At 61.6% G+C, this 19,624-nt stretch carries 20 protein-coding genes; 6 read left to right on the forward strand and 14 right to left on the reverse strand.

All coding sequences use genetic code 11. From position 1 onward, the window contains the following. Positions 1-37: 37 nt before the first annotated feature. The 4 genes from MA04_RS00740 to MA04_RS00755 form a co-directional block, all read right to left on the reverse strand. A complete protein-coding gene (locus MA04_RS00740; protein WP_163126743.1) occupies positions 38-1,345 on the reverse strand; it encodes a TRAP transporter large permease in 1,308 nt (435 codons plus the stop codon). A 10-nt stretch (positions 1,346-1,355) separates the two neighbouring features. After that, on the reverse strand, positions 1,356-1,913 hold the full coding sequence (locus tag MA04_RS00745) for a TRAP transporter small permease subunit (RefSeq protein ID WP_163126744.1): 558 nt from the start codon (positions 1,911-1,913) through the stop codon (positions 1,356-1,358). Between the two features lie 93 nt (positions 1,914-2,006). After that, positions 2,007-3,116 (reverse strand): C4-dicarboxylate TRAP transporter substrate-binding protein, encoded by a 1,110-nt coding sequence (locus MA04_RS00750; protein ID WP_163126745.1) that lies wholly within the window; start codon positions 3,114-3,116, stop codon positions 2,007-2,009. A 413-nt stretch (positions 3,117-3,529) separates the two neighbouring features. After that, positions 3,530-4,399 (reverse strand): HAD family hydrolase, encoded by an 870-nt coding sequence (locus MA04_RS00755; protein ID WP_163126746.1) that lies wholly within the window; start codon positions 4,397-4,399, stop codon positions 3,530-3,532. A gap of 188 nt (positions 4,400-4,587) precedes the next feature. On the opposite strand from MA04_RS00755, the gene MA04_RS00760 reads away from it, so the two are divergent. Both MA04_RS00760 and MA04_RS00765 read left to right on the forward strand, forming a co-directional pair. Beyond that, positions 4,588-6,321 (forward strand): hypothetical protein, encoded by a 1,734-nt coding sequence (locus MA04_RS00760; protein WP_262459099.1) that lies wholly within the window; start codon positions 4,588-4,590, stop codon positions 6,319-6,321. Continuing rightward, positions 6,311-6,922 (forward strand): hypothetical protein, encoded by a 612-nt coding sequence (locus tag MA04_RS00765; RefSeq protein WP_163126748.1) that lies wholly within the window; start codon positions 6,311-6,313, stop codon positions 6,920-6,922. The genes MA04_RS00760 and MA04_RS00765 overlap by 11 nt, the downstream gene beginning before the upstream one ends. 7 nt (positions 6,923-6,929) lie before the next feature. On the opposite strand, the gene soxR is transcribed toward MA04_RS00765, so the two are convergent. Further along, complete coding sequence (gene soxR, locus MA04_RS00770) at positions 6,930-7,391, reverse strand: redox-sensitive transcriptional activator SoxR (RefSeq protein WP_014996624.1); 462 nt, start codon at positions 7,389-7,391, stop codon at positions 6,930-6,932. Positions 7,392-7,552: 161 nt separating this feature from the next. Between soxR and MA04_RS00775 the strand changes: the two genes are divergently transcribed. Both MA04_RS00775 and MA04_RS00780 read left to right on the forward strand, forming a co-directional pair. After that, positions 7,553-8,512 (forward strand): ABC transporter ATP-binding protein, encoded by a 960-nt coding sequence (locus MA04_RS00775; protein WP_163126749.1) that lies wholly within the window; start codon positions 7,553-7,555, stop codon positions 8,510-8,512. Continuing rightward, positions 8,509-9,270 carry an ABC transporter permease gene (locus tag MA04_RS00780; protein ID WP_163126750.1) on the forward strand — a complete coding sequence of 254 codons (762 nt, stop codon included), beginning with the start codon at positions 8,509-8,511 and terminating at the stop codon, positions 9,268-9,270. Before MA04_RS00775 ends, MA04_RS00780 begins: the two co-directional genes overlap by 4 nt. 5 nt (positions 9,271-9,275) lie before the next feature. On the opposite strand, the gene MA04_RS00785 is transcribed toward MA04_RS00780, so the two are convergent. Then, positions 9,276-9,500 carry a hypothetical protein gene (locus MA04_RS00785; protein WP_262459101.1) on the reverse strand — a complete coding sequence of 75 codons (225 nt, stop codon included), beginning with the start codon at positions 9,498-9,500 and terminating at the stop codon, positions 9,276-9,278. A gap of 88 nt (positions 9,501-9,588) precedes the next feature. Here MA04_RS00785 and MA04_RS00790 point away from each other — a divergent pair, with 88 nt between their 5' ends. Beyond that, positions 9,589-9,930, forward strand: coding sequence for a DUF3301 domain-containing protein (locus MA04_RS00790; protein WP_262459103.1), 342 nt, complete (start codon positions 9,589-9,591; stop codon positions 9,928-9,930). Between the two features lie 224 nt (positions 9,931-10,154). Here MA04_RS00790 and MA04_RS00795 read toward each other — a convergent pair whose 3' ends face one another. From MA04_RS00795 to MA04_RS00825, 7 genes are all read right to left on the reverse strand, one after another. Further along, a complete protein-coding gene (locus tag MA04_RS00795; RefSeq protein ID WP_240342783.1) occupies positions 10,155-12,041 on the reverse strand; it encodes a hypothetical protein in 1,887 nt (628 codons plus the stop codon). Positions 12,042-12,417: 376 nt separating this feature from the next. Then, positions 12,418-13,035 (reverse strand): glutathione S-transferase family protein, encoded by a 618-nt coding sequence (locus MA04_RS00800; RefSeq protein ID WP_163126752.1) that lies wholly within the window; start codon positions 13,033-13,035, stop codon positions 12,418-12,420. 52 nt (positions 13,036-13,087) lie between these two features. Then, positions 13,088-13,897 carry a mechanosensitive ion channel family protein gene (locus MA04_RS00805; protein WP_262459104.1) on the reverse strand — a complete coding sequence of 270 codons (810 nt, stop codon included), beginning with the start codon at positions 13,895-13,897 and terminating at the stop codon, positions 13,088-13,090. Positions 13,898-14,048: 151 nt separating this feature from the next. Next, positions 14,049-14,525 (reverse strand): peroxiredoxin, encoded by a 477-nt coding sequence (locus MA04_RS00810; RefSeq protein ID WP_262459105.1) that lies wholly within the window; start codon positions 14,523-14,525, stop codon positions 14,049-14,051. A gap of 196 nt (positions 14,526-14,721) precedes the next feature. Beyond that, on the reverse strand, positions 14,722-16,794 hold the full coding sequence (locus MA04_RS00815; protein ID WP_262459106.1) for a VIT and vWA domain-containing protein: 2,073 nt from the start codon (positions 16,792-16,794) through the stop codon (positions 14,722-14,724). 268 nt (positions 16,795-17,062) lie between these two features. Further along, positions 17,063-17,593 (reverse strand): hypothetical protein, encoded by a 531-nt coding sequence (locus tag MA04_RS00820; RefSeq protein WP_262459108.1) that lies wholly within the window; start codon positions 17,591-17,593, stop codon positions 17,063-17,065. Between the two features lie 30 nt (positions 17,594-17,623). Next, positions 17,624-18,109: a YajQ family cyclic di-GMP-binding protein gene (locus tag MA04_RS00825; RefSeq protein WP_014996635.1), complete on the reverse strand. Its 486-nt coding sequence runs from the start codon at positions 18,107-18,109 to the stop codon at positions 17,624-17,626. 168 nt (positions 18,110-18,277) lie between these two features. Here MA04_RS00825 and trmY point away from each other — a divergent pair, with 168 nt between their 5' ends. After that, positions 18,278-18,877, forward strand: a complete 600-nt coding sequence (gene trmY, locus MA04_RS00830) for a tRNA (pseudouridine(54)-N(1))-methyltransferase TrmY (RefSeq protein ID WP_163125044.1) — start codon at positions 18,278-18,280, stop codon at positions 18,875-18,877. A gap of 18 nt (positions 18,878-18,895) precedes the next feature. Here the strand turns inward: trmY and tmpT are convergent, their stop codons facing one another. Next, positions 18,896-19,561 carry a thiopurine S-methyltransferase gene (gene tmpT / locus MA04_RS00835; RefSeq protein ID WP_262459109.1) on the reverse strand — a complete coding sequence of 222 codons (666 nt, stop codon included), beginning with the start codon at positions 19,559-19,561 and terminating at the stop codon, positions 18,896-18,898. Positions 19,562-19,624 lie beyond the last annotated feature (63 nt).

Below are 19,624 nucleotides of genomic sequence, written 5' to 3' on the forward strand. Positions count from 1 at the left end.
CCAGCGTTCCTGTTTGTGTTTGCCACGGCCTTTTCCCTCAGCTCATCAGGTTCGGCAACCATAGCGCCAGTTGCGGGAAGCTGCTCAGCAATAGCAGCAACAGCGCTTCACACAGCAGGAACCAGAGCAGGCCTTTGAACACGGTGCCCAGAGCCACCTGGTCGCCCACCACGCTCTTCACCACGTAGACGTTCATGCCCACCGGCGGCGTCAACAGCCCGACTTCAATCAACTTCACCACCAGCACGCCAATCCAGATCAGGTCCATGTTCAGGGCATGAAATACCGGCAGGAACACCGGCAGGGTCAGCAACATGACGCCCAGCGGATCCAGGAACATACCCAGTACCAGGTAAACCAGCACCAGTGCCAGCAAGGCCCAGGCCACGGTCATATCCATGGACGTCACCAGCTCCACCAGTCCGGTGGAAAGACCGGCCATGGCCAGGAAACGGGTCAGCATGACCGCACCGATGGCAATGAAGAAAATCGACGCGGTGGTACGCAGGGCCTCCGCCAGTGATGCGCAAAACGCACGCCAGGGCAGACGCCGTTGCAGCAGCGCGATGGCCAGTGTCATGGCGGCGCCCAGGGCCCCGGCTTCGGTGGGACTGGCGACACCGCCATAGATACTGCCGAGCACGCCCAGCACCAGCAGCGGTAATGGCCATACCGCGCGCAGACTGGCCATGCGTTCCGCCCAGCTCACCTGCTCATGTCGTTGCGGCGCCAGCTTCGGATTAAGCCAGCAACGGATCACGATCATGGAGGCGAAAAAAACGGCGGTAAGCAGGCCGGGAATAACACCGGCGAGAAACAGCTTGCTGATCGACTGCTCGGTGTACCAGCCGTAGATAATGAACAGGATCGAAGGCGGGATCAGCGCTCCCAGGGTGCCAGAGGCGGCCACGGTGCCGGTGGCGAGCCCCCGGTCATAGCCGTAGCGGAGCATCTCCGGAATGGCCAGCCGCCCCATGGACGCGGTGGTGGCCATGGAGGAGCCGGATACCGCGGCGAAGCCGGCGGAGCCGAAGTTGGTGGCCAGGGCGAGCCCGCCGGGCACCCGCATCAGCCAGAGCCGGGCGGCATCGTAGAGCAGCCGGGTCAAGCCGGAGTGATATGCGAAAGCCCCCATCAACAGGAACATGGGCACCGCCGACAGGGTCCAGCTGGCGCCAAATTCATAAGGCATGGCGCGCAGCATGCCCAGCGCCGGGTCGACCCCGCGCAAAGCCACGATTCCGCCCAGGGATACCACCCCCAGGGACACCGCGATGGGTACACGCAAGGCCATGAGCAGCAGCAAAATACCGACGCCACTCAGGCCGATCATCATATCGGTCATGAAAAATTCCTCAGGCCACGGTATCGTCTTGGTCCCACGCGGAGAACGGATTGACCGGTTCCAGTGAACGCTGCCCGGTGACGAGCATGATCAGGTCGTCCACCGCGTGCAGCAGGAACAGTGCCGCCATCAGCAGGCCGCCAGCAGGCACCAGCCAACGGGCCGGCCACACCACGATCTCGCCGACACCGGCGGTCCAGGTTTCGCCGATCAGGGTCATGTCCCAGGCTTCCAGGGTTCCCATCCAGATCAAAACGCCCACGTAAATCAACGCCACCACGTTGCCAAACAGATCGAGTACCGCCAGCGGGCGTTCGCCCATGTGCCGGGTGAACAGCTCCACGGTGATGTGATCACGGGTATAGGTCAGCAGCCCCAGGGGCAGGAAAATCAGCGCTACCATGTAGTAGTTGGCGACCAGTTCCAGGGTGCCGTCGATGGGGTGGTTGGCGAGCCAGCGCAGCAGCACATCCAACGTCACCTGGCCCATCATCACCAGCATGGCGCAGGCGGCGACCAGGGCGAACCCCTGCACCAGCCGCATCAGCAGACGGTCGAGAGCCTTCATGGTACTTCCTTAAAAAGAGAGGCTTGAAAGAGAAGCTTGAAAGAGAGGACGTGGCGGCCACCGGTGGATGGCGCCGCCCGCCGCTCGGATCGGTTACAGCTTGGAGAAAATTTCGTCCTGCAACGCTTGCTGGTAAGCGTCAAAGTCGCCGTCCATATCAGCTACCCGTTTTTCCCATTTGTTCAGCGTATCAAGGAACCCTTGCAGGAAAACCTCCGGGTCATCACCGCCGACCCCGCGCTCCTTGGCCAACGCCAGTACCCGTTTGAATTCGGCGTCGACATGGTCGGCGAGTTTTTTGCGTTCGGCGGCGCTGGGCTCGGCGAAAATCACGCCGCTGGCCTCGCCATCGGCACGGGCCTTGGCGGAGTCGTCCTCGTACCCTTCAGTGACATCACGGACCAGTTTCGCCAGTTGGGAAGACACCAGAGCGCGCTCCTCGTCCGACAATTTCTTCCAGGTCTTGTCGTTCACCTCCAGCACGGACGCGCCATAGTAGGAACCGAACGGCATGTCACTGACCCACTTCACCACTTCCTTCAGATTCAGGGTGTGCATGTACGCCAGCGGGCCGACGTTACAGTCCGCCTGACCACGTTGCAGCGCCTGATAGATGTCCTCGGTGGGGACCGCGACGATGGTGGCGCCGAACTGCTCCACCCAGTTCACCAGCGGCGTACTGGTGGCCCGCACCCGCTTGCCGGCCAGGTCGTCCAGGCTGTCGAGTTCCTGGCGGCATTCGAAGTGATAGGGCGCGGAGCCGTAAAACGCCAGCGGCCGGGCGTTGTGTTTCAGGTGCTCCTGCATGCACTCGGGGCATTTGAGCAGGTAGTACTCGTTGGCGGCGGCGGCGGCCACGCGGGCATCGCTGACCGCCAGCATCAGCGAGGCGATGGTGTCGGTGGCGGGAATCTGGCTGGTGACCCAGGCAGGAACCACCAGACCGGAGTCAACGATGCCGCGCTGGATCGTGGACAGGGTCGCCGGTCCTTTGGCCATCACGCCACCGGAATAGACCGTCAGCTTCAGATCACCGCCGGACGCCTCCTCCAGGCCTTTGGCAAGAGGCTCGATGCCCTTGGCCACGGTAGTGTGGTTGCTCGGGAACGGGGAAGAGTAGGACAGGTCGGTGGCGGTGGCGACACCGCTGAACAGGGTCAGACAAAAGGCGGCCAAACCGGCCGTACGGGCAGTCAGAGTCATGGTGTACTTCTCCTGGGGCCCAAGCACGCATCCACGGCCCCAATCGGTTGATTGTTGTTGTCATCACCGGGCCGCACCGTCGGCTCGACCCGCTTAGAGCCTGTTCACGATCTTTACGCCACCGCGTTGCTGCTGGAAAAGCCGCCAGAGGGCGTCGCGGACTGCAGGCTTTGGTGGGGCCAAAGGCAAAGGCCGGGGCGTCGTCTGGCGGCTTTTCCAGCGCAACCCGAAGGGCCGGGCCCCTTTTGCCGCCAGCCCGCGATTACGCTTGTTTATGTAGATTGACTACACCGCACAATCGGAATCACGACCTGACGACACTTTCTACCAGGTGAGAAGGGAGCTCCGGCGCGGTGGCGTAAAGATCGTGAACAGGCTCTTTCACCCTGCCCGGACTGGCGCGCGGGAACAATTCAGTTTTCCCTAAGCCTGCCTTCAGGAGGGGTGAAGGCCGCTTCCGTCGCGCGCTGGACCCGTTTGCCGTTGGCCACCATGTCACGCACCAGCCGCACCAGCTCCCCGAACCGGGCCACCACCGCATCCGGGCGGTGCGGGTGGCGTGGCGAGCCGGGGAAAATCTTGTCCAGCCAGGACTGCGGCCATTGGGCGCCGTTGTAGAACACGGCGGTGACGCCAGCTTCCTTGCCCGCGATCACGTCGGTGGTGCTGTCGCCCAGATACCAGCAGGTGGGGCCGGGCTGCTGCCCAAGCCGCCGCAGTGCTTCGAGAAGCATATCCGGGGCGGGCTTTCGATGCGCCACGTCATCACCGCAGACGATCACGTCGAACAGCCCGATCCAGGCCCCATCCTCCAGCCGACTCAATTCGTGCTCCAGATAGTCCCTTTTGCGATTGCTGATGATGCCCATGGGAATGCCCAGCTCCCGCAGCCGGCGCAGCTGTGAGGTGGTATCCGGCTCCAGCGCATGGACATCGTCCACGTACTTCTTGTAGCAGTCGTCGAAAGCCGCGTGGATACGGGCCTTGGCGTCCTGATCCGAGCCGAACAGGACTTCGAAGATATCAGTGCGTGAGATTTTGCGCTGGGCGGTGATTTTCGGGTGCAGGCGGTGGTGGTCACGGACGTATTTGACCAGACGGGCGTCTTCCAACGTCTTCGACTGCTCGGTGGTCAGCAGCCGGTCACGCAGGCCCAGCGCTTCCAGACGGGGCAGCACATCGTCGATGGCGTGATACATGGCGTCATGGGTATCCACCAGGGTGGCGTGCCAATCCATCAGAATCGCCGTGGGCACCGCCTGGGGAAGCTGCAGAATACTCATGGTCCCTCCAACACCCGTTCTCACGCAATGTAAGGTACTCGACATCGCCATGCAGCATAGCATGCCCTTTTTACCATTCCGGGACAGCGGCGGGTGGCCAGTACCGCCATCATTCAATACCATTCGCTTCGCCCCCTGGAGCCTGTTCAAGGTTGCTACGCCACCGGGGCGGAGGAAAAGGAGCCCGCATGCGCATCAACCCCGTCTGGTCCCGCATCACCGCCTTGCTGTGTCTGATCGTGGCCGCCGTCCTGATCGGGCTGGCCTGGACCACCGCCAGGACCGCCACCCCGTTTTTTCTGGACCGCTACGCCCAGACCGGCGTTCACCTCTTTTTTGCCGTCCTTCTCCTGATCCTGGCGTTGGTACTGCTGCTACGCCGGCGTCCGCGGGGCCCGCTGCTGATAATGGCCGGGATCGCCGTGCTGATGCTGGTCGCCTCACCCATGAGGTTGGTGCAACTGGACCGGGGCGGCGAAGGGATCACCGTGTCACTCCGCTCTCTGCCGGAACTGGTGGGTGACGGCTGGCGGCGTCAGTCCATGACCACCAAACTGGTGAACTTCAACGATCCCGCTTCCGGACGGCCACTGCCCCAAGCCACGGCCTGCATTGATGAACGGGTGGAAGCCCGGGGACTGTTTCGATTCCAGCAGCGTTATCGCTGGCAGACGCCGGAGACCCTGACCGAGTCGCGCACCGGAGGGATGGAGGAGTGCCTGCGCTTCCGCCGCCAGCTGGTGGCGCAACTGGATGGGCTGGAAGGCGCTCTGGTGCAGGGCAATGCCGACCGGGCCAGAGCCCTGCTTGATCACCATCACGCCGAGAAAGGCCGGCTCGCGCTGCAACTGACCGATGTGGGCGAGCCACTGCGCGGGGAGTTGGCGAAACTGCTGCACACCGATCCGGCCTCCCCGGCGCCGCTCACCTTATCGGACATCGCTCTGGTGCTCGGCAGCCGGCCACACGTCCAGACTTGGCTGAAGCCCGACGACGCCCAATGGTATCAACGCTATGCGCTGTTCAAATTGGGCCTGACCGACCTTGTACCGGTGGAGACACCACGTGAAGACACCGGTTTTGGCTGGCACAGGGAAGATCCGATGTCCGTCTCCCACTTGCGCGAGACCGGCGGCTACCGAAGATTCGACTACACCGCGGCCAATCTCCACTGCGACACGGACTACGCCCGTTTTCTCAAGGAGCAAGGGCTCGCGGTGCCACCGGATAGCGCCGTGCTGCAGCTGTTTCTGTCCCGGCTCTGGGCCACGACGCCAAAAGGCGCCTCCGATGTCTCCCGGCGCATCGCCAGCGTCAATCTGCCCAATCTGCCCAGCCAGGCGGAGAACCCGCGGGATTGCGTGGCGCTGGCCCGCTTCTATACCGATCCGGAACCTTCCGAGCACGTGATCACGCTACTGCGCCGGGCCACCGGTGCCGGAGTTTTCAACCACCAGCAGAGAATGCTGGGCGCCGAGATGGACAAGCTACCCCGGGAAGAACGTTTCAAACGACACAGCAAGGCCGTACGGAAAGTCTATGAGCAGTTCGAGTTCAGTGAGGAGACCCTGCCTCTGCCGCCGATCGTGCCCATGTTCACCGCCATATTGGCGCCAAGGCGGGACACCAACGCCCTGTGTCAGGCGCTGTACGTGATGCCCTGGATGGTGAGCCACGACAGTGCCCTGGAGACGCTCTACGACCTGGCCCGGCAGTGGCGCGGCGAACCGATTCGCCTGGACATGGCCGGCCCGCCGGAGGACGTCTGCTCGTTGGGCCTGATGCTGCCGCCTGGCGGCTTCGAGCGTCAAACCCGGGAGCGTAACCAGTTCCTGGAGCAGGCGGAGCTGCCCTGCGAGGTGGTGCTGCCCGAGGGTACCTACATTTACAGCGAACGACTGGAGTGCCGCCATGAGCAGTGAGCGTACCGTCGAATCGCCTCTGTACCGTCCGGCACCGGGGCTGATTCTCGCCATTGTGGCGACATTGGGCTGGACCGCCCTGACCCTGCTGTCGCTGTTGCTGGACTGGGATTATCTGGCCCCCGGCTACCGGACCGTAGGTAATGACATCAGCGCCGCCGGCGCCCAGATCTGGGGCCTGCCCTGGCTGCTGGCGCTGCTGATGGCGGCCTGCGCCATCGTCACCACGCTTTTGTTTATTCGCCAACTGCGCGGACGGCGCTCCGGGCTGATCTTCACCGTCACGGTAACCCTGGTCCTATCCGCCCTGCTGTTATTGTTGGCACCGCCCGTCGTGGACTTCCAGGTGCGTTACTACCATGGCCCCGGGGACCGCACCATGGTTCTATTCACCGGCCACCGCACACCGCTGTTCCGCTACAGCGAGAGTTATGAGGAGAGCACGCTGTATGGGGAGAGCTACAGAGACAGCCGCCATTTTGTCTGTCTGACGGACCGTACCTGGAAAATCGGCGTGGTCCGGGTCAGCCGGAGTCTGTTCCCGATTCTCGACAAGGAGAACCAGCAGCGCATTCTGGAGAGCCAATGCCGGGAACGGTGAGCCCGGTTCAGTCGGGATCCACCAGACGGGCACCGCTGCCTTCCTCCGCCAGTTCGTCCATGGGGTTACGCAACGGACAGGCGGACAGGGAAAGACAGCCGCAGCCGATGCAACCACTAAGCTGATCCCGCAACAGAGTCAGCCGTTCGATGCGCTTGTCCAGATCCTCGCGCCACTGGGCCGACAGGCGCCCCCAGTCCTTGGCATTGGGGGTACGCTCCTCCGGCAAGGTAGCCAGCGCCTCGGCGATTTCCGCCAGCGGAATGCCGGTTCGCTGGGCAATCTTGATGACCGCCAGCCGCCGCAGCACGTCGCGGGTATAGCGCCGCTGATTGCCGCTGCTGCGACGGCTCTGGATCAACCCCTTGGCTTCGTAGAAATGAATGGCGGATACCGCAAGGCCGGTGCGTTCGGCCACCTGGCCCACGGTGAGCGCCTTGCCCAGATTCTCCGCATTCAGTCTTTCCATGATTCACCCTTGACCTTAATAATACTTGAGGTTTTAGCGTTTTCTTCCTGAATTCGCAATACCTTGGTGGTATCGTCGTTTCTCGTTCCCGGCATCGCGGGACCGTCGATTTACCCGTACCCATTTCGACCAGACATAAGCCATCATCACAAGGAGCCTCCGTGGACTCGGTTATTTCGGTCAGAAATCTCAGCAAGACCTACGACTCGGGTTTCCAGGCGCTGAAACAACTCGACCTGGACATCCGTAAAGGGGAGATCTTCGCCCTGCTTGGTCCCAACGGCGCCGGCAAGACCACTCTGATCAGCATCATCTGTGGCATCGTCCGCCCCACCGCCGGTACCGTGCTGGCCAGCGGCTTCGACATCCAGCAGCACTACCGGGCGGCGCGCGGCAAGATCGGCCTGGTGCCACAGGAACTCACCACCGATGCCTTCGAAACGGTGTGGGCAACGGTAACCTTCAGCCGCGGACTGTTTGGCAAGCCACGTAATCCGGCTCACATTGAACGGATACTGAAAGACCTGTCCTTGTGGGACAAACGCAATGACAAAATCATGGCGTTGTCCGGCGGCATGAAACGGCGCGTGATGATCGCCAAGGCGCTGTCCCATGAACCGGAGATCCTGTTCCTGGACGAACCCACCGCCGGCGTCGACGTGGAATTGCGCCGGGATATGTGGCAACTGGTGGAACAGCTGCGCGAGCGCGGTGTCACCATCATTCTGACCACCCACTATATTCAGGAAGCCGAGGAACTGGCCGACCGTATCGGCGTGATCAACCATGGCAAGCTGGTGCTGGTGGACGAGAAAGACGCGCTGATGCAGAAACTGGGCAAGCGCGAACTGCATGTGCAACTGGCGACGCCGCTGACGCGGATCCCCGAGGCGCTGTCGGCCCTGCCATTGACGCTGTCCGAGGACGGTTTGGAGATCACCTTCACCTTCGACGCCCGCGACGAGCAAAGCGGTATCGCGCCGTTGTTGCGCCAACTGGAGGACAACGGTATCGAATTCCGCGATCTGCGCACCCGGGAAAGCTCTCTGGAGGATATCTTCGTGCACCTGGTCCATGAGTCGCGCAATGCTGAAACCACGGCCGGGAGGGAGTCCGCATGAATATCCATGCCATTCGCGCCATCTACCTGTTCGAAATGGCCCGCACCTGGCGTACGCTGCTGCAAAGCATCGCCTCGCCGGTGATTTCCACCTCGCTGTATTTCGTGGTGTTCGGTTCCGCCATTGGCTCCCGCATGGTGGAGATCGACGGCATCAGTTACGGCGCCTTCATCATTCCCGGCCTGATCATGCTGATGCTGCTCAACGAGAGCATTTCCAACGCCTCCTTCGGCATCTACATGCCGCGTTTCTCGGGCACCATCTACGAAGTCCTGTCGGCGCCGGTGTCCTATGTGGAAATCGTCACCGGTTACGTCGGCGCCGCCGCCAGCAAGTCGATCATTCTCGGCCTGCTGATCCTCGCCACCGCGCGGCTGTTCGTGGACTTCCACATCGCCCATCCGGTGTGGATGGTGACGTTTCTGGTACTCACCGCGGTGACGTTCAGTCTGTTCGGCTTCATCATCGGGGTGTGGGCGGACGGTTTCGAGAAGCTGCAGATCATTCCAATGATGATCGTCACGCCACTGACTTTTCTTGGCGGCACTTTCTATTCGGTGAACATGCTGCCGCCGGTGTGGCAAACGATAACGCTGTTTAATCCGGTGGTGTATCTGATCAGCGGGTTCCGCTGGAGTTTTTATGGCGTCGCCGACGTCAATGTCGGCATCAGTCTGGGCATGACCGTGTTGTTCATGGTGCTGTGCGTGGGGGTGATCCACTGGATTTTCAAAACCGGTTATCGCCTGAAGAACTGACGATGTCAGCGGCGGGTTGAGCGATCCTCGTCGCTGTCGTCACCCAGCAGCTCGTCCAGCTCTTCCTGGCTGAGGTAGTCCAGATCCCAATGGCTGGTGTACCGTTCCTTCAGACGGTGACGGCCGCGATGCAGATCCTCCGGCTCGTCACCGGCATGGGCGGCGCCGGAGTCTTCCTCCGGCGCCGCTGACGGGGGGCGGTGGAACCAGCGTTTCAACCAGGCCAGCATGAGCACCTCACTTGGCTTCCCGGAAGCCATTGACTGCGCTTTTACCCGGAGTGAATACCGGGGTAATCACCAAATTGACGGACATAGCATGAATCTGCAACTCACGGACCTGCTTTTGCTCAGCGCCCTGTGTATCGCCGCGGCCCTGTTCTGGCGCGCCCAGAAGATTCGCGAAAGCGCCCTGTTGGCCACCCGTCGGCATTGCCAGAGAGAAGACGTGATGTTGCTGGATGAAACCGTGGCGCTGCGCCGTGTGCGGGTCCGTCGCGATCCGGGCCGAGGGCTTTGCCTGCTGCGCTGCTACAGCTTCGAGTTCACCGTCACCGGCGGCGAACGTTACCAGGGCGAGACCCGGATGCTGGGGCCAAGGGTGCTCAGCATCACCCTGCCGCCGCATCGCTTCAGTCCGGAAGATCAGCGCCTGCACTAGAGGGCCACTGTGGGAGCTTGCCTGCAAGCGAATTCTTGAGAAACGGCCTCAATTCGCTTGCAGGCAAGCTCCCACAGCGGCTTCGTAGTCCCTTCCGTGGGAAGCTGGCCGTTCCATAATGGCGGGACAGCACCGCGATGTGCCTTGCCTCGTTGCCCCAAAAGAAAACGCCCCGGGAATCGCTTCCCGGGGCGTTTTGCGCTTCGTTGCGAATCGACTGGGTATCAGGTCCAGCCGAACAGCAGGTCCAGCAGGCTGCTCAGCAGGTCACCCAGAACAGGAACGTCCTGCAGGGCATCCTCAATCGGGCTCAACAGCTGCTTCAGCAGGCTCTCATCGTTACCGGTCAGGGTTTCCAGCAGACCGGCCAACGGATCACCCAGGGCCGGGATTTGCTCCAGCAGGTCGCCCACGGTCGGGACCAGAGCACCGCCATCACCGACCGGACCGTCGAGGACACCACCGAGCAAGCCGTCCAGATCGAGGTCACCACCCAGCGCACCGCCCAGCAGGCCGGTCAGTAGATCGCCGAGCACCGGAATATTCTCCAGCAAGGACAGATCAGGCTCGAAGCCGCCATCACCGCCGGGCAGACCACCACCCAAAGTACCCAGCAGTTGGTTCAGCAGATCACCCAGTACCGGGATCTGATCCAGAGCGCCGGTGAGCATATCCAGCGGGTTACCTTCACCGCCACCCAGGCCACCGTCGGCCAGGCCGAGCAAGGTCCCCAGGAGGGGGTCGAGTACGTCACCCAGCACCGGAATCTCACCCAGCAGACCGGTCAGACCGGACAGCTGGTCGCCGGCACCGGCCAGGCAGGACAGCGGATTACCGGATTCGCAGGTCAGCGCGCCCAGTACTTGCTCCAGCACGTCGCCCAGCACCGGCACTTGATCCAGCAGGCCGGTCACGGCTTCCAGATCGCCACCGCTCAGACCACCCAGCAGACCTTCCAGATCCAGCGGCAAGCCGCCGTCACCACCGATATCGCCGTTGAGGATACCGCCGATGATGTCACCCAGAACCGGAATCTCGCCGGTCAGATCACCCAGCATGCCCAGATTTTCCAGCAGGCCGGTGAGCGGATCGGAACCGTCGCCCGGAAGCGGCAGGCCACCTTCCAGCAGACCGCCCAGCAGGTCGCCCAGAACCGGAATACCGCCGACGGCATCGGCGATCGGGCCCAGGCCTTCACCGATATCCAACAGGCAGGTCAGTTGGTTCTCACCGTCTTCACAGTTGCCGCCCAGGCCAACCACGGTGGTTACCGCGCCCAGCACTTCGGTAAGACACGCTTGCGGGTTGAACTCGGACGCGTTGGTGGCCACCGGACACAACGCCATGGAAACGGTGTTCACGGTACCCAGCAGCAGTTCGCCACTGGCCAGGTTGTTGGCCACGCCGGTCAGACAGGTCTGCGGGTTCATCATGTCTTCGCAGCCCAGCAGGCCGACCACGTCCTGGAGGGTATTCGGAGCGGACTGCAGAACTTCAACCAGACAGGTCACCGGGTTACCGTCCGCGTCCTGGGAGTTAGCCGGACACAGCGCCTGGGTCACCGGGCTGGTGCCGTCCAGCAAGCCGGTGATGGTGTTCTTCAGGTAAGTACCGCTTTCCAATACACAGGCTTGCAGGAAGTCTGGATTGGTGGCGCTACCCAGCAGGCCGGACTCGGTGTCCGCTACCGCGTTGGCACACAACAGACCCAGCAGGTTGTCGTTGCTCAGGGAAATATTTTCAAGCGCTTCATTCTGACAAGTCAGAACATCAATCGCATCGCCCAGATTGGAGTCGATCAGAGCACCAGGACAAACAGAAGCGGTGAAGTGGTTGTTGCTGTCGATCAGCGTCAACAACTCAGCTTCTTCTTCAGGAGTCGGCTCGTCGGGATCGTCGGGGTTATCAGGGTTGTCGGGATCATCCGGATCATCGGGATTGTCCGGGTTATCGGGGTTATCCGGATCGTCAGGGTTATCGGGGTTGTCCGGGTTATTCGGGTTTCCCGGGTTGTTCGGATCGGTCGGCGTACCACCGCCACCACCACCGCCACTGCCACCACAGGCGGCCAGGGCGACCACCATCAAGCACAGTAGCAGGCCTCTTGCCATGGACGTAATCATCGCTTCCACCCTCATTGAGTCACCATTGTTCGAAAAATTCAGGTCATCCAGTGACCAGGGTTGAGCTCCCCGTCCCCCTGAAAACCGATGAACCTCGAATGAACGAATGTACAAAGGGTGGCTATGAAAAAATGTAGAATGTGATTTACGTCATGTTAACGGCGCGTGCTCAGGTAACCCCGAGGTTTCCGTTGTCAGCGGCTGTAACTGGATTGTGACTTTTGTCTCATCCATCAGGAGAACCGCGTAACAGGATTGAGCAAAAAACAACAAGATTGGCGCGCCCTGACCGGCGCGCCGAGTCTGTTTCTGTTCCAGCGAGGATCGCTTGCCAGCCTGGACGGCCGACAGGACAGGAAGGAAATCAGCTGATCTCGATCATCACCCGGTGGCGATATGCGGGGCGCTCAGCCAGACGGTGATACCAGGCTTCCAGGTGAGGCAGATCCGGGCGCTGATCATCCAGCTCAAACCACGGATAGCTCAGACAGCCCAGCGGGATATCGCCCATGCCAAAGTCATCACCGGACAGGTAAGGCTGGCCGGCCAAAGCCCGGTCCGCCACCGCCAGTTGCTCGCGCAAAACCCGCAGCCCCCGTTCCATGGCTGCCGAATCACGGGTCTCCGTGGTCTTGCGCACCCGGTTGATGAACCAGTCCTTGTAGGCACCCACCAAGGTGGTGGAGGCCCAATCCATCCATTTGTCCGCGCCGGCCCGGCGTTTCGGATCCGAGGCGTACACCCGGCCCGCGCCGTACTGAGCACCAAGATAACGAACGATGGCATTGGATTCCCACAACACCAGGTCGCCGTCCTGCAGGCAGGGAATCAAGCCGTTGGGATTCATTTCCCGGTACACTGGCTCATCCAACCCGCCGTAGCGGCCACCAAGCGGTTGATGCTCCACATCCAGCCCCAGTTCGTCAGCGCACCAGAGCACTTTCTTCACGTTGGTGGAATCCGCGCGGCCCCATACTTTCATTACGGTTCTCCCGTTACGGGCCGGTGCCGCCCGGGCACCGGCTCAGCAATGATCAGCCGTCCAGTTTGTTCAGGTGCACGTCCATTTGCGGGAACGGAATGCCGATACCGGCCTCATCAAAGCGGCGTTTCACCTTCTCGGTGGTATCCCAGAGTACCGCCCAGTAATCCGCGTTCTTCACCCAGGGACGGCAGAGGAAGTTCACGGAGCTATCCGCCAACTCGCCCACAACGATGGTCGGGGCCGGATCCTTCAGACACCGTTCGTCCTCGGCAAGCACTTCCTGCAGGATCTGCTTCACCTTGCTCAGATCGGCGGAGTAACTGACTCCAAACACCATGTCCACACGGCGGGTCGGCATCTCGCTGTAGTTGGTGATATCGGTGGCCAGGATAGCGCCGTTGGGCACGGTCACCACTTTATTGTCCGGCGTGTGCAGAATAGTGGCGAAGATGCGTACTTCCTTCACGGTACCGGAGGTGCCGGCGACCTCCACATAATGGCCGGTACGGAAAGGCCGGAACATGATCAACATGACGCCGGCGGCAAAATTGCCCAGGGAATCCTTCAGTGCCAGGCCCACGGCCAGGCCAGCGGCACCGACGATGGCCACCAGAGAGGTGGTCTCGACACCCAGTTGATCCAGTGCGGCGATCACCACGAAGACAAACAGCAGGATGTGGATGATGTTACCCAGGAAATTGGCCACCGTCGGGTCCAGGCGCTTGTTCAACAGCCCTTTGCACCAGTTGGAGATACGCTTGGCCACCCAGATACCAATGACGAAGACCACCACCGCCATGGCGAAACTCCAGGCGTATGGCATCAGGTTTTCATTGATGAATGTTTCGATCTGTTCCATGTACCCACCTCTTTTCCTGAAAGCCCGAGATTCTACGTGAATGAAAGGGCTGTATCCTCGGCGACATCCCCATTCATGGGTAGCCTTCGGGCCGGTGTTTTTACATAAAATTCATGGTCCGCCGATACCGGCGCGCACCAGCGGATACCTCTCAGCCCAGCTCGGCCAGCACGGTTTCCGCGCTGCTTTTGTCCACGCCTTTGGCGTCCACGCCCAGATACTTCACCACGCCGTCCTCGGCGATCAGGGCAAAGCGCTGGCTACGCACACCGAGACCGGCACCGCTGGCATCCAGCTCCAGTCCCAGGGCGCGGGTGAACTCGGCGTTGCCATCCGCCAGCATGGTGATGTGTTCAGCGTTCTGGTCCTGCTGCCAGGCACCCATGACAAAAGCATCATTCACCGCCATGCAGGCGATGGCATCCACTTTCTCCAGCAACGCGTCGGCGTTCACCACGAAACCGGGCATGTGGGTAACGGAACAGCCGGGGGTAAATGCGCCGGGAACGGCGAACAAAACGACCTTGCGGCCTTTGAAGAAATCGCCGGTGGACAGGTCTTCCGGTCCTTTGGCGCCATTGGTTTTGATGGTGACGTCAGGCAGTTTATCGCCAACGGATATAGTCATGATCAGGTCCCGCTTGATTGTCGTTGAAGCCAGGGCGCGCTCCGCGCCAGGAAATCCGGGTCAATGTAGCATGCTATCCGTGACCGCTCCCAGTATCACCGGCACGGCCGAGCCCGGCGAGGACACCAAAACAGCGCGGCCCTTTCCACTATGAAAAGGGCCGCGACACACCTGCTTTATGGGACGTTCTCTCTCCTTAGCGACGCTGCCGCCACCATCCGCCCAGCAACAGAATCAGGAACGGCAGCCAGGCCAGTGGCCCGAAGGCGCCACCGCCACCACCACCGCCGCCCATGGACGGGCGATGGCCCTTGAACATCGGCTGTGAGCTATCAACCCGATTGGAAACCGGGGCCTGCTGTTCGCGCTGGGTCTTGGCCAGACGTTCGATATCGCGGCGTCTGGCGTTATCACGATCAATACCATACTGCTGGAACATCTCTTCCCGCAGCACCACCATGGAGGTGTAGTTGGTGACCAGGCCGTACTCCAGGCCCAGATCGACGATACCGTTACGAAGGTCGGCGTTGTCACCGAAATTGTTCAGCTCCCGCTGCATTCCCTCGATGATGGCGTAGGCCCACAGCCGCTCCAGTTCCGGATTGTCGCCTCCACTGGCCGGGAATTCGAAGCGGGTTTTGTAGCGCCGTTTCTCGCCGCCCACCTCGGCGGTAAGCGTCACGTCCGCCGGACCCTGGCCCCAATAGTGCCCCATCAGCACCATCTGGCGGCCTCGGTATACGGTGCCCAGACGTTCAGGGATGACGTCGGCGGTTTTCACACCGTCGATGTCCACCTTCACATTGTTCATGGCCTGGTGGGTCACCTTGCTGGTGGCCAGCAGAATCTGCCCGACAATGTCATCGCTGTTGGAGACGTTTACCGCGAAGCCCTTGCTGGCGTCGGTGAGCGCGGTCAGCATCGGCCGGTTGGCGCTGTTGCCCATGACGAAGGTGAACAAGCGGATGTCATGGGTCTCAAGCAGTTCGAGGAATTTCTTCTGATCGGTGACACCGACGTTGGCCACGCCATCGGTCACCAGCACGATGCCGGTAGGCCGGTCCGCGTCCAGAGGCCGCAGCGCCAATTTCAGACCATCGAACAGATTGGTGCCGCCCTGAGGGCCCAGAGCCTGAACTCGTTTGACGTAATGACGCACGTTCTCCGGGTTCACCACCACATAGCCATTGGTCAACTCGCTGGCGTGGTCATCAAACAGCACGATGCGGAAGCGGTCACCGGGGCGCAGTTTACCCAACGCCTGGCTGACTCCTTCGGCCAGCGTCGCCAGCTTGCCCTGCATGGACCCGGAGATATCCAACACGAATACCCAGTCGCTGCCGGTGGTGATCGGTTGCAGATCGTCCCCGGGAGTCAGGCTCAGCATGAAGGTCCCGCGGGAGGCGCCGGCGGCACGATAAGCCACGAGGTCCACACTGCCCGGCAGATCCGCCGCATGCCGCCAGTACACCACCACATCCTGGTCAAGCCGGAAGGCCGCCGCCGGCGACGCCGGGTCCTCGCCTTCGCCAGCGGTCGTCGCGCCCTCTTCCGCCCCTTCGGCGGCTCCGGCACGGCTGTCCAGCGTCACTTGCCATTGTTGTGGCCCCAGCTGTTTTACCTGAGCCTGCGGATGCTTGGGCAGACGCACCGCCTCCACCGGATAGCCGGTGCGCAGATTCATGGTGAAGGTGAAATGCTGCTCAACCTTGTCGTTGGCGGTCCAGAATGACAGGCGCTCTTCATCCACGCCGCCCTCTTCCAGCGGATAGACATAACGGCCGATGCCGGTATCGACAAAAGCCGGTTGCAGATACACCAGCCGCACCCGGGTGTCCTGGCCCGCCCGTACCGGGCTGACGAACACGTCGAAGGTGCGGTAATCGTCCTTTTCCATCAGACCGGCGTCGCGACCGGCGGCTTTTTCCTGCTCGTAGACCTCGCGGGCTTTCTGTTTCTCCAGCACCTCGCCGGTGACCGGTTTGCCGTCGATCCACACCGTGAACTCCGCCACCGCCGCCTGGCGCGGTACCGGGAAGCTGTACCAGGCCTCGAAATCGCGGTCGTGGGGGTTGTGGAACACCTGCTCCACCTCGGTGACCGCGTAACCGTCCTCCACATCCACGGTGACATGCTGCTCGCGAATGCTCAGCGGCGGTTCACTGCCGTCCGCCGGGGTCATCAGACCCGCCGCCGCCACGATCTTCGCGCTCATCACCAACGCCAGTCCCAACAACCAATGTCCGAAGGTTCGTCCTGTGAGTGTCATTGTCATTCCCCTTATTTGAACGTTGTTTAATTTAGACACAGGACAGCCCATCTATTAAACGATGTTCATTAACAAGATGTTTCGGACAGTGTTCAATTGAGGGATGACGCCGAGCAGGCGCCGCCTTCCAAGCCCCTATGGCGGCGGCCCTGCTGGCACGCTGGGACAACCTTCGCCTGCAAGGCAGGCTCCCACAGGTGGCTACGAAGCGGCCGTGGGAGCTGCCCTGGCGGCGAATCGGCGTGCGCGGCGCACTAGTGTGATGTGTTCAGGAAGGGCGGCGCAGCTCGGCCGCCACGTTATCGATCAGAGCGGCGAAATCCGGTTTGGCCACCAGCGCCAGGATCAGGCTGAAGATACCGTTGATCAGGGCCAGCACGACGTCAGCGTGGGCCAGACTGAGCACGATCGCCAGCACCGACACCAGGTCCATCACGCCCAGGAACGAGAAGGCTCCCGCTTGCGCCTTCAGCATCGCCAGCTCCTGGCCCTCGGCGCTTTTCGCCCGAGGATCCTTCAGCAGCCGCGCGGCCACCGTTTCCGGGGCCAGCAGCACCTTCCGCAAGGGCCGCGCCACCACCAGCATCAGTCCCATGGCGCCCACCGCCACCATGCGGGCGGTATCCGCCGGCACCAGTTCCGCCAGCGGCTGGAATTGGCCGTAAGCCACCAGCAACGCGATGGCAATGCCCACCAGCAGCGGCGCCGCCAGCACCGCGAACCACACCAGCGTCAACCGCCGGGCCAGCGCCCTTGTTTGATCCGATACGGCTTGATCCGACTTGGTTTGATTCGACATGGCACTTCGCTCCGCTATCAAGGGCGCCGGTCAGTCGCGGAAATTGTTGAACTGCAGCGGCAGTTCCAGCTTGGATTCCTTGAGCATGGCGATCACTTGCTGCAGGTCATCCCGCTTCTTGCCGTTGACCCGCACCTGGTCCCCCTGAATCGACGCCTGCACCTTGATTTTGCTGTCCTTGATCATCTTCACGATCTTCTTGGCGGTGGGCTGGTCGATGCCCTGCTTGAAAGCCAGAGTCAGGGAGAAAGTCTTGCCGCTGTGCACCGGCTTGTCTTCCCGGTCGGCGCCAGCGGCGCTCAGGTTCTGTTTTACACAGGCCTTGGCGAACAGCTCCTCGAGCTGGCGAACCTGGAATTCCGACTCGGTCTTCAGCGTCACCGACAGCCCGTTCTGTTCGATACTGGCTTCCACGCCACGGAAATCAAAGCGGCTGGCCAACTCCCGGTTGGCGTTATCCACGGCGTGGCGCAGCGCCACTTCATCGGTTTCGGAAACGATGTCGAAGGACGGCATGGTTCTTTCCTTGCTTCAGTTGATTCCGGCCAGGACGGCCCCGCGGGGGGATTATACGGCATTGCCATGAGCGCTGGGGGGTTCCAGCCAGCACCAGGCCGGTGCCGCATTGCCGCCCCCGTCACAATCGCCGACACTAGCCGCCCCAGTCACCATGAAGCAACGATCATGAGAGCCTTCGTTCTGCGCGCCCGAGCCGCCCCCACCGACAGTCGCCGCCTGCGCGAAGGCGTGGGGCAGGCCGCCCATACCGAGATTCTGGCGCACAGCCTGATGAACGCCCTGTTCGTTGCGCAGTCCCACCGCGACGATGTCACCGTCTACCTGGTATTGGAAAGCACTCAGGACTATTCACGCACCGTGGCTTTCGCCGCTGACGATATCCGCGATCTCGGCGGCTTCCACGAGCAGGCATTGCTGGACAGGATCGCCACCGCCCTGGACGTGTCCCAGGGTATGGGCAAGGAACAAACCCTGGCGGTGGCACCGGGTATTACCGTGAGTACGCTGAGTTTCGAAAAGCTGGTTCAGGACCTGGCCAACGACTATCAGCTTTATGTCATGGACAAGAAAGGCAAGCCGATCCAGGACGTGGATTTCCCCAACAATCCTTGCTTTCTGCTCACCGACCACATTCCCATGCCGAAGAAGAGCTTCAACAGCCTCAAGCGGCTGGGGGCGGAGAAAATCAGCCTGGGCCCGAAAATGCTGTTCGCGTCCCAATGCGTGGTGCTGATTCACAACGCCCTGGATATTCAGGGCGCGTGAAACACATCCGCTCTCCGCTCAAACGGACAGCGGACTCAGCTTCCACGCCACCTGTACAAAGGAGGTCACGCCAGCGGCCTTGAAACGGTCCTGCTTCTCGATAACGTCCTGGCGAACCAGTTCTTGCAGAGCGTAGCGCACCTGATCCTGATAGAGCTGCCGCACTTCCTCGGCGAACACCGGGAACGGCGGACCGTCCATCTCCGTCGGGTCGTATTCAAAGCTGATCAATAATTGCGGCGCATTGCCGGTCAGCGCGCCAATATGGGGCGCATAGCGGGCACGCATGGCCTCGGGCAGGGCCACCAGAGCGGCCCGGTCATAGACCAGATCCACCGGGCCCAATTGCTCGGCGGTGAGTTCGAACAGATCGCCCTGGAATACCGTCAGGCCCCCTTGGTGCCAGCGACGTCCTCCGGCCCAGTCGTCCACCTCGGGTTCCACACCCCGCTCCTCGAACAGTTGGCGCACCGCCAGCTCGCTCAGTTCGGCGCCCACCACCCGGTGGCCTTGTTCCAGTAGCCAGCTCATGTCCAGGGTCTTGCCACACAGCGGCAGGAACACACGGGAGCCGGCCGGCAAGTCAAAGACCGGCAGATTGCGTTTAAGTACCGGGTTCACGAACGGCAAGTGAAACCCCAACTCTTGTTTGTGCCACTTTTCTTCCCAGAAATGAGATTCCATGGGGGCTCCTGATCATGAATTCCGTTGTCGTGGACCGCTCTCGATATTGAACCTCGGGATTGA

The sequence above is a fragment of the Alloalcanivorax balearicus MACL04 genome, from assembly GCF_025532145.1.
GTDB lineage: Bacteria > Pseudomonadota > Gammaproteobacteria > Pseudomonadales > Alcanivoracaceae > Alloalcanivorax > Alloalcanivorax balearicus.

What these genes read in the sequence shown, in the direction of transcription:
- MA04_RS00815 (WP_262459106.1), bottom strand. Translation starts at nt 16,794, where the DNA reads ATGACACTCACAGGACGAACCTTCGGACATTGGTTGTTGGGACTGGCG.
- MA04_RS00825 (WP_014996635.1), bottom strand. Translation starts at nt 18,109, where the DNA reads ATGCCGTCCTTCGACATCGTTTCCGAAACCGATGAAGTGGCGCTGCGC.
- MA04_RS00805 (WP_262459104.1), bottom strand. Translation starts at nt 13,897, where the DNA reads ATGGAACAGATCGAAACATTCATCAATGAAAACCTGATGCCATACGCC.
- MA04_RS00780 (WP_163126750.1), top strand. Translation starts at nt 8,509, where the DNA reads ATGAATATCCATGCCATTCGCGCCATCTACCTGTTCGAAATGGCCCGC.
- trmY (WP_163125044.1), top strand. Translation starts at nt 18,278, where the DNA reads ATGAGAGCCTTCGTTCTGCGCGCCCGAGCCGCCCCCACCGACAGTCGC.
- MA04_RS00765 (WP_163126748.1), top strand. Translation starts at nt 6,311, where the DNA reads ATGAGCAGTGAGCGTACCGTCGAATCGCCTCTGTACCGTCCGGCACCG.
- MA04_RS00740 (WP_163126743.1), bottom strand. Translation starts at nt 1,345, where the DNA reads ATGACCGATATGATGATCGGCCTGAGTGGCGTCGGTATTTTGCTGCTG.
- tmpT (WP_262459109.1), bottom strand. Translation starts at nt 19,561, where the DNA reads ATGGAATCTCATTTCTGGGAAGAAAAGTGGCACAAACAAGAGTTGGGG.
- MA04_RS00785 (WP_262459101.1), bottom strand. Translation starts at nt 9,500, where the DNA reads ATGCTGGCCTGGTTGAAACGCTGGTTCCACCGCCCCCCGTCAGCGGCG.
- MA04_RS00790 (WP_262459103.1), top strand. Translation starts at nt 9,589, where the DNA reads ATGAATCTGCAACTCACGGACCTGCTTTTGCTCAGCGCCCTGTGTATC.
- MA04_RS00800 (WP_163126752.1), bottom strand. Translation starts at nt 13,035, where the DNA reads ATGAAAGTATGGGGCCGCGCGGATTCCACCAACGTGAAGAAAGTGCTC.
- MA04_RS00745 (WP_163126744.1), bottom strand. Translation starts at nt 1,913, where the DNA reads ATGAAGGCTCTCGACCGTCTGCTGATGCGGCTGGTGCAGGGGTTCGCC.
- MA04_RS00820 (WP_262459108.1), bottom strand. Translation starts at nt 17,593, where the DNA reads ATGTCGAATCAAACCAAGTCGGATCAAGCCGTATCGGATCAAACAAGG.
- MA04_RS00750 (WP_163126745.1), bottom strand. Translation starts at nt 3,116, where the DNA reads ATGACTCTGACTGCCCGTACGGCCGGTTTGGCCGCCTTTTGTCTGACC.
- MA04_RS00755 (WP_163126746.1), bottom strand. Translation starts at nt 4,399, where the DNA reads ATGAGTATTCTGCAGCTTCCCCAGGCGGTGCCCACGGCGATTCTGATG.
- soxR (WP_014996624.1), bottom strand. Translation starts at nt 7,391, where the DNA reads ATGGAAAGACTGAATGCGGAGAATCTGGGCAAGGCGCTCACCGTGGGC.
- MA04_RS00810 (WP_262459105.1), bottom strand. Translation starts at nt 14,525, where the DNA reads ATGACTATATCCGTTGGCGATAAACTGCCTGACGTCACCATCAAAACC.
- MA04_RS00760 (WP_262459099.1), top strand. Translation starts at nt 4,588, where the DNA reads ATGCGCATCAACCCCGTCTGGTCCCGCATCACCGCCTTGCTGTGTCTG.
- MA04_RS00795 (WP_240342783.1), bottom strand. Translation starts at nt 12,041, where the DNA reads ATGGCAAGAGGCCTGCTACTGTGCTTGATGGTGGTCGCCCTGGCCGCC.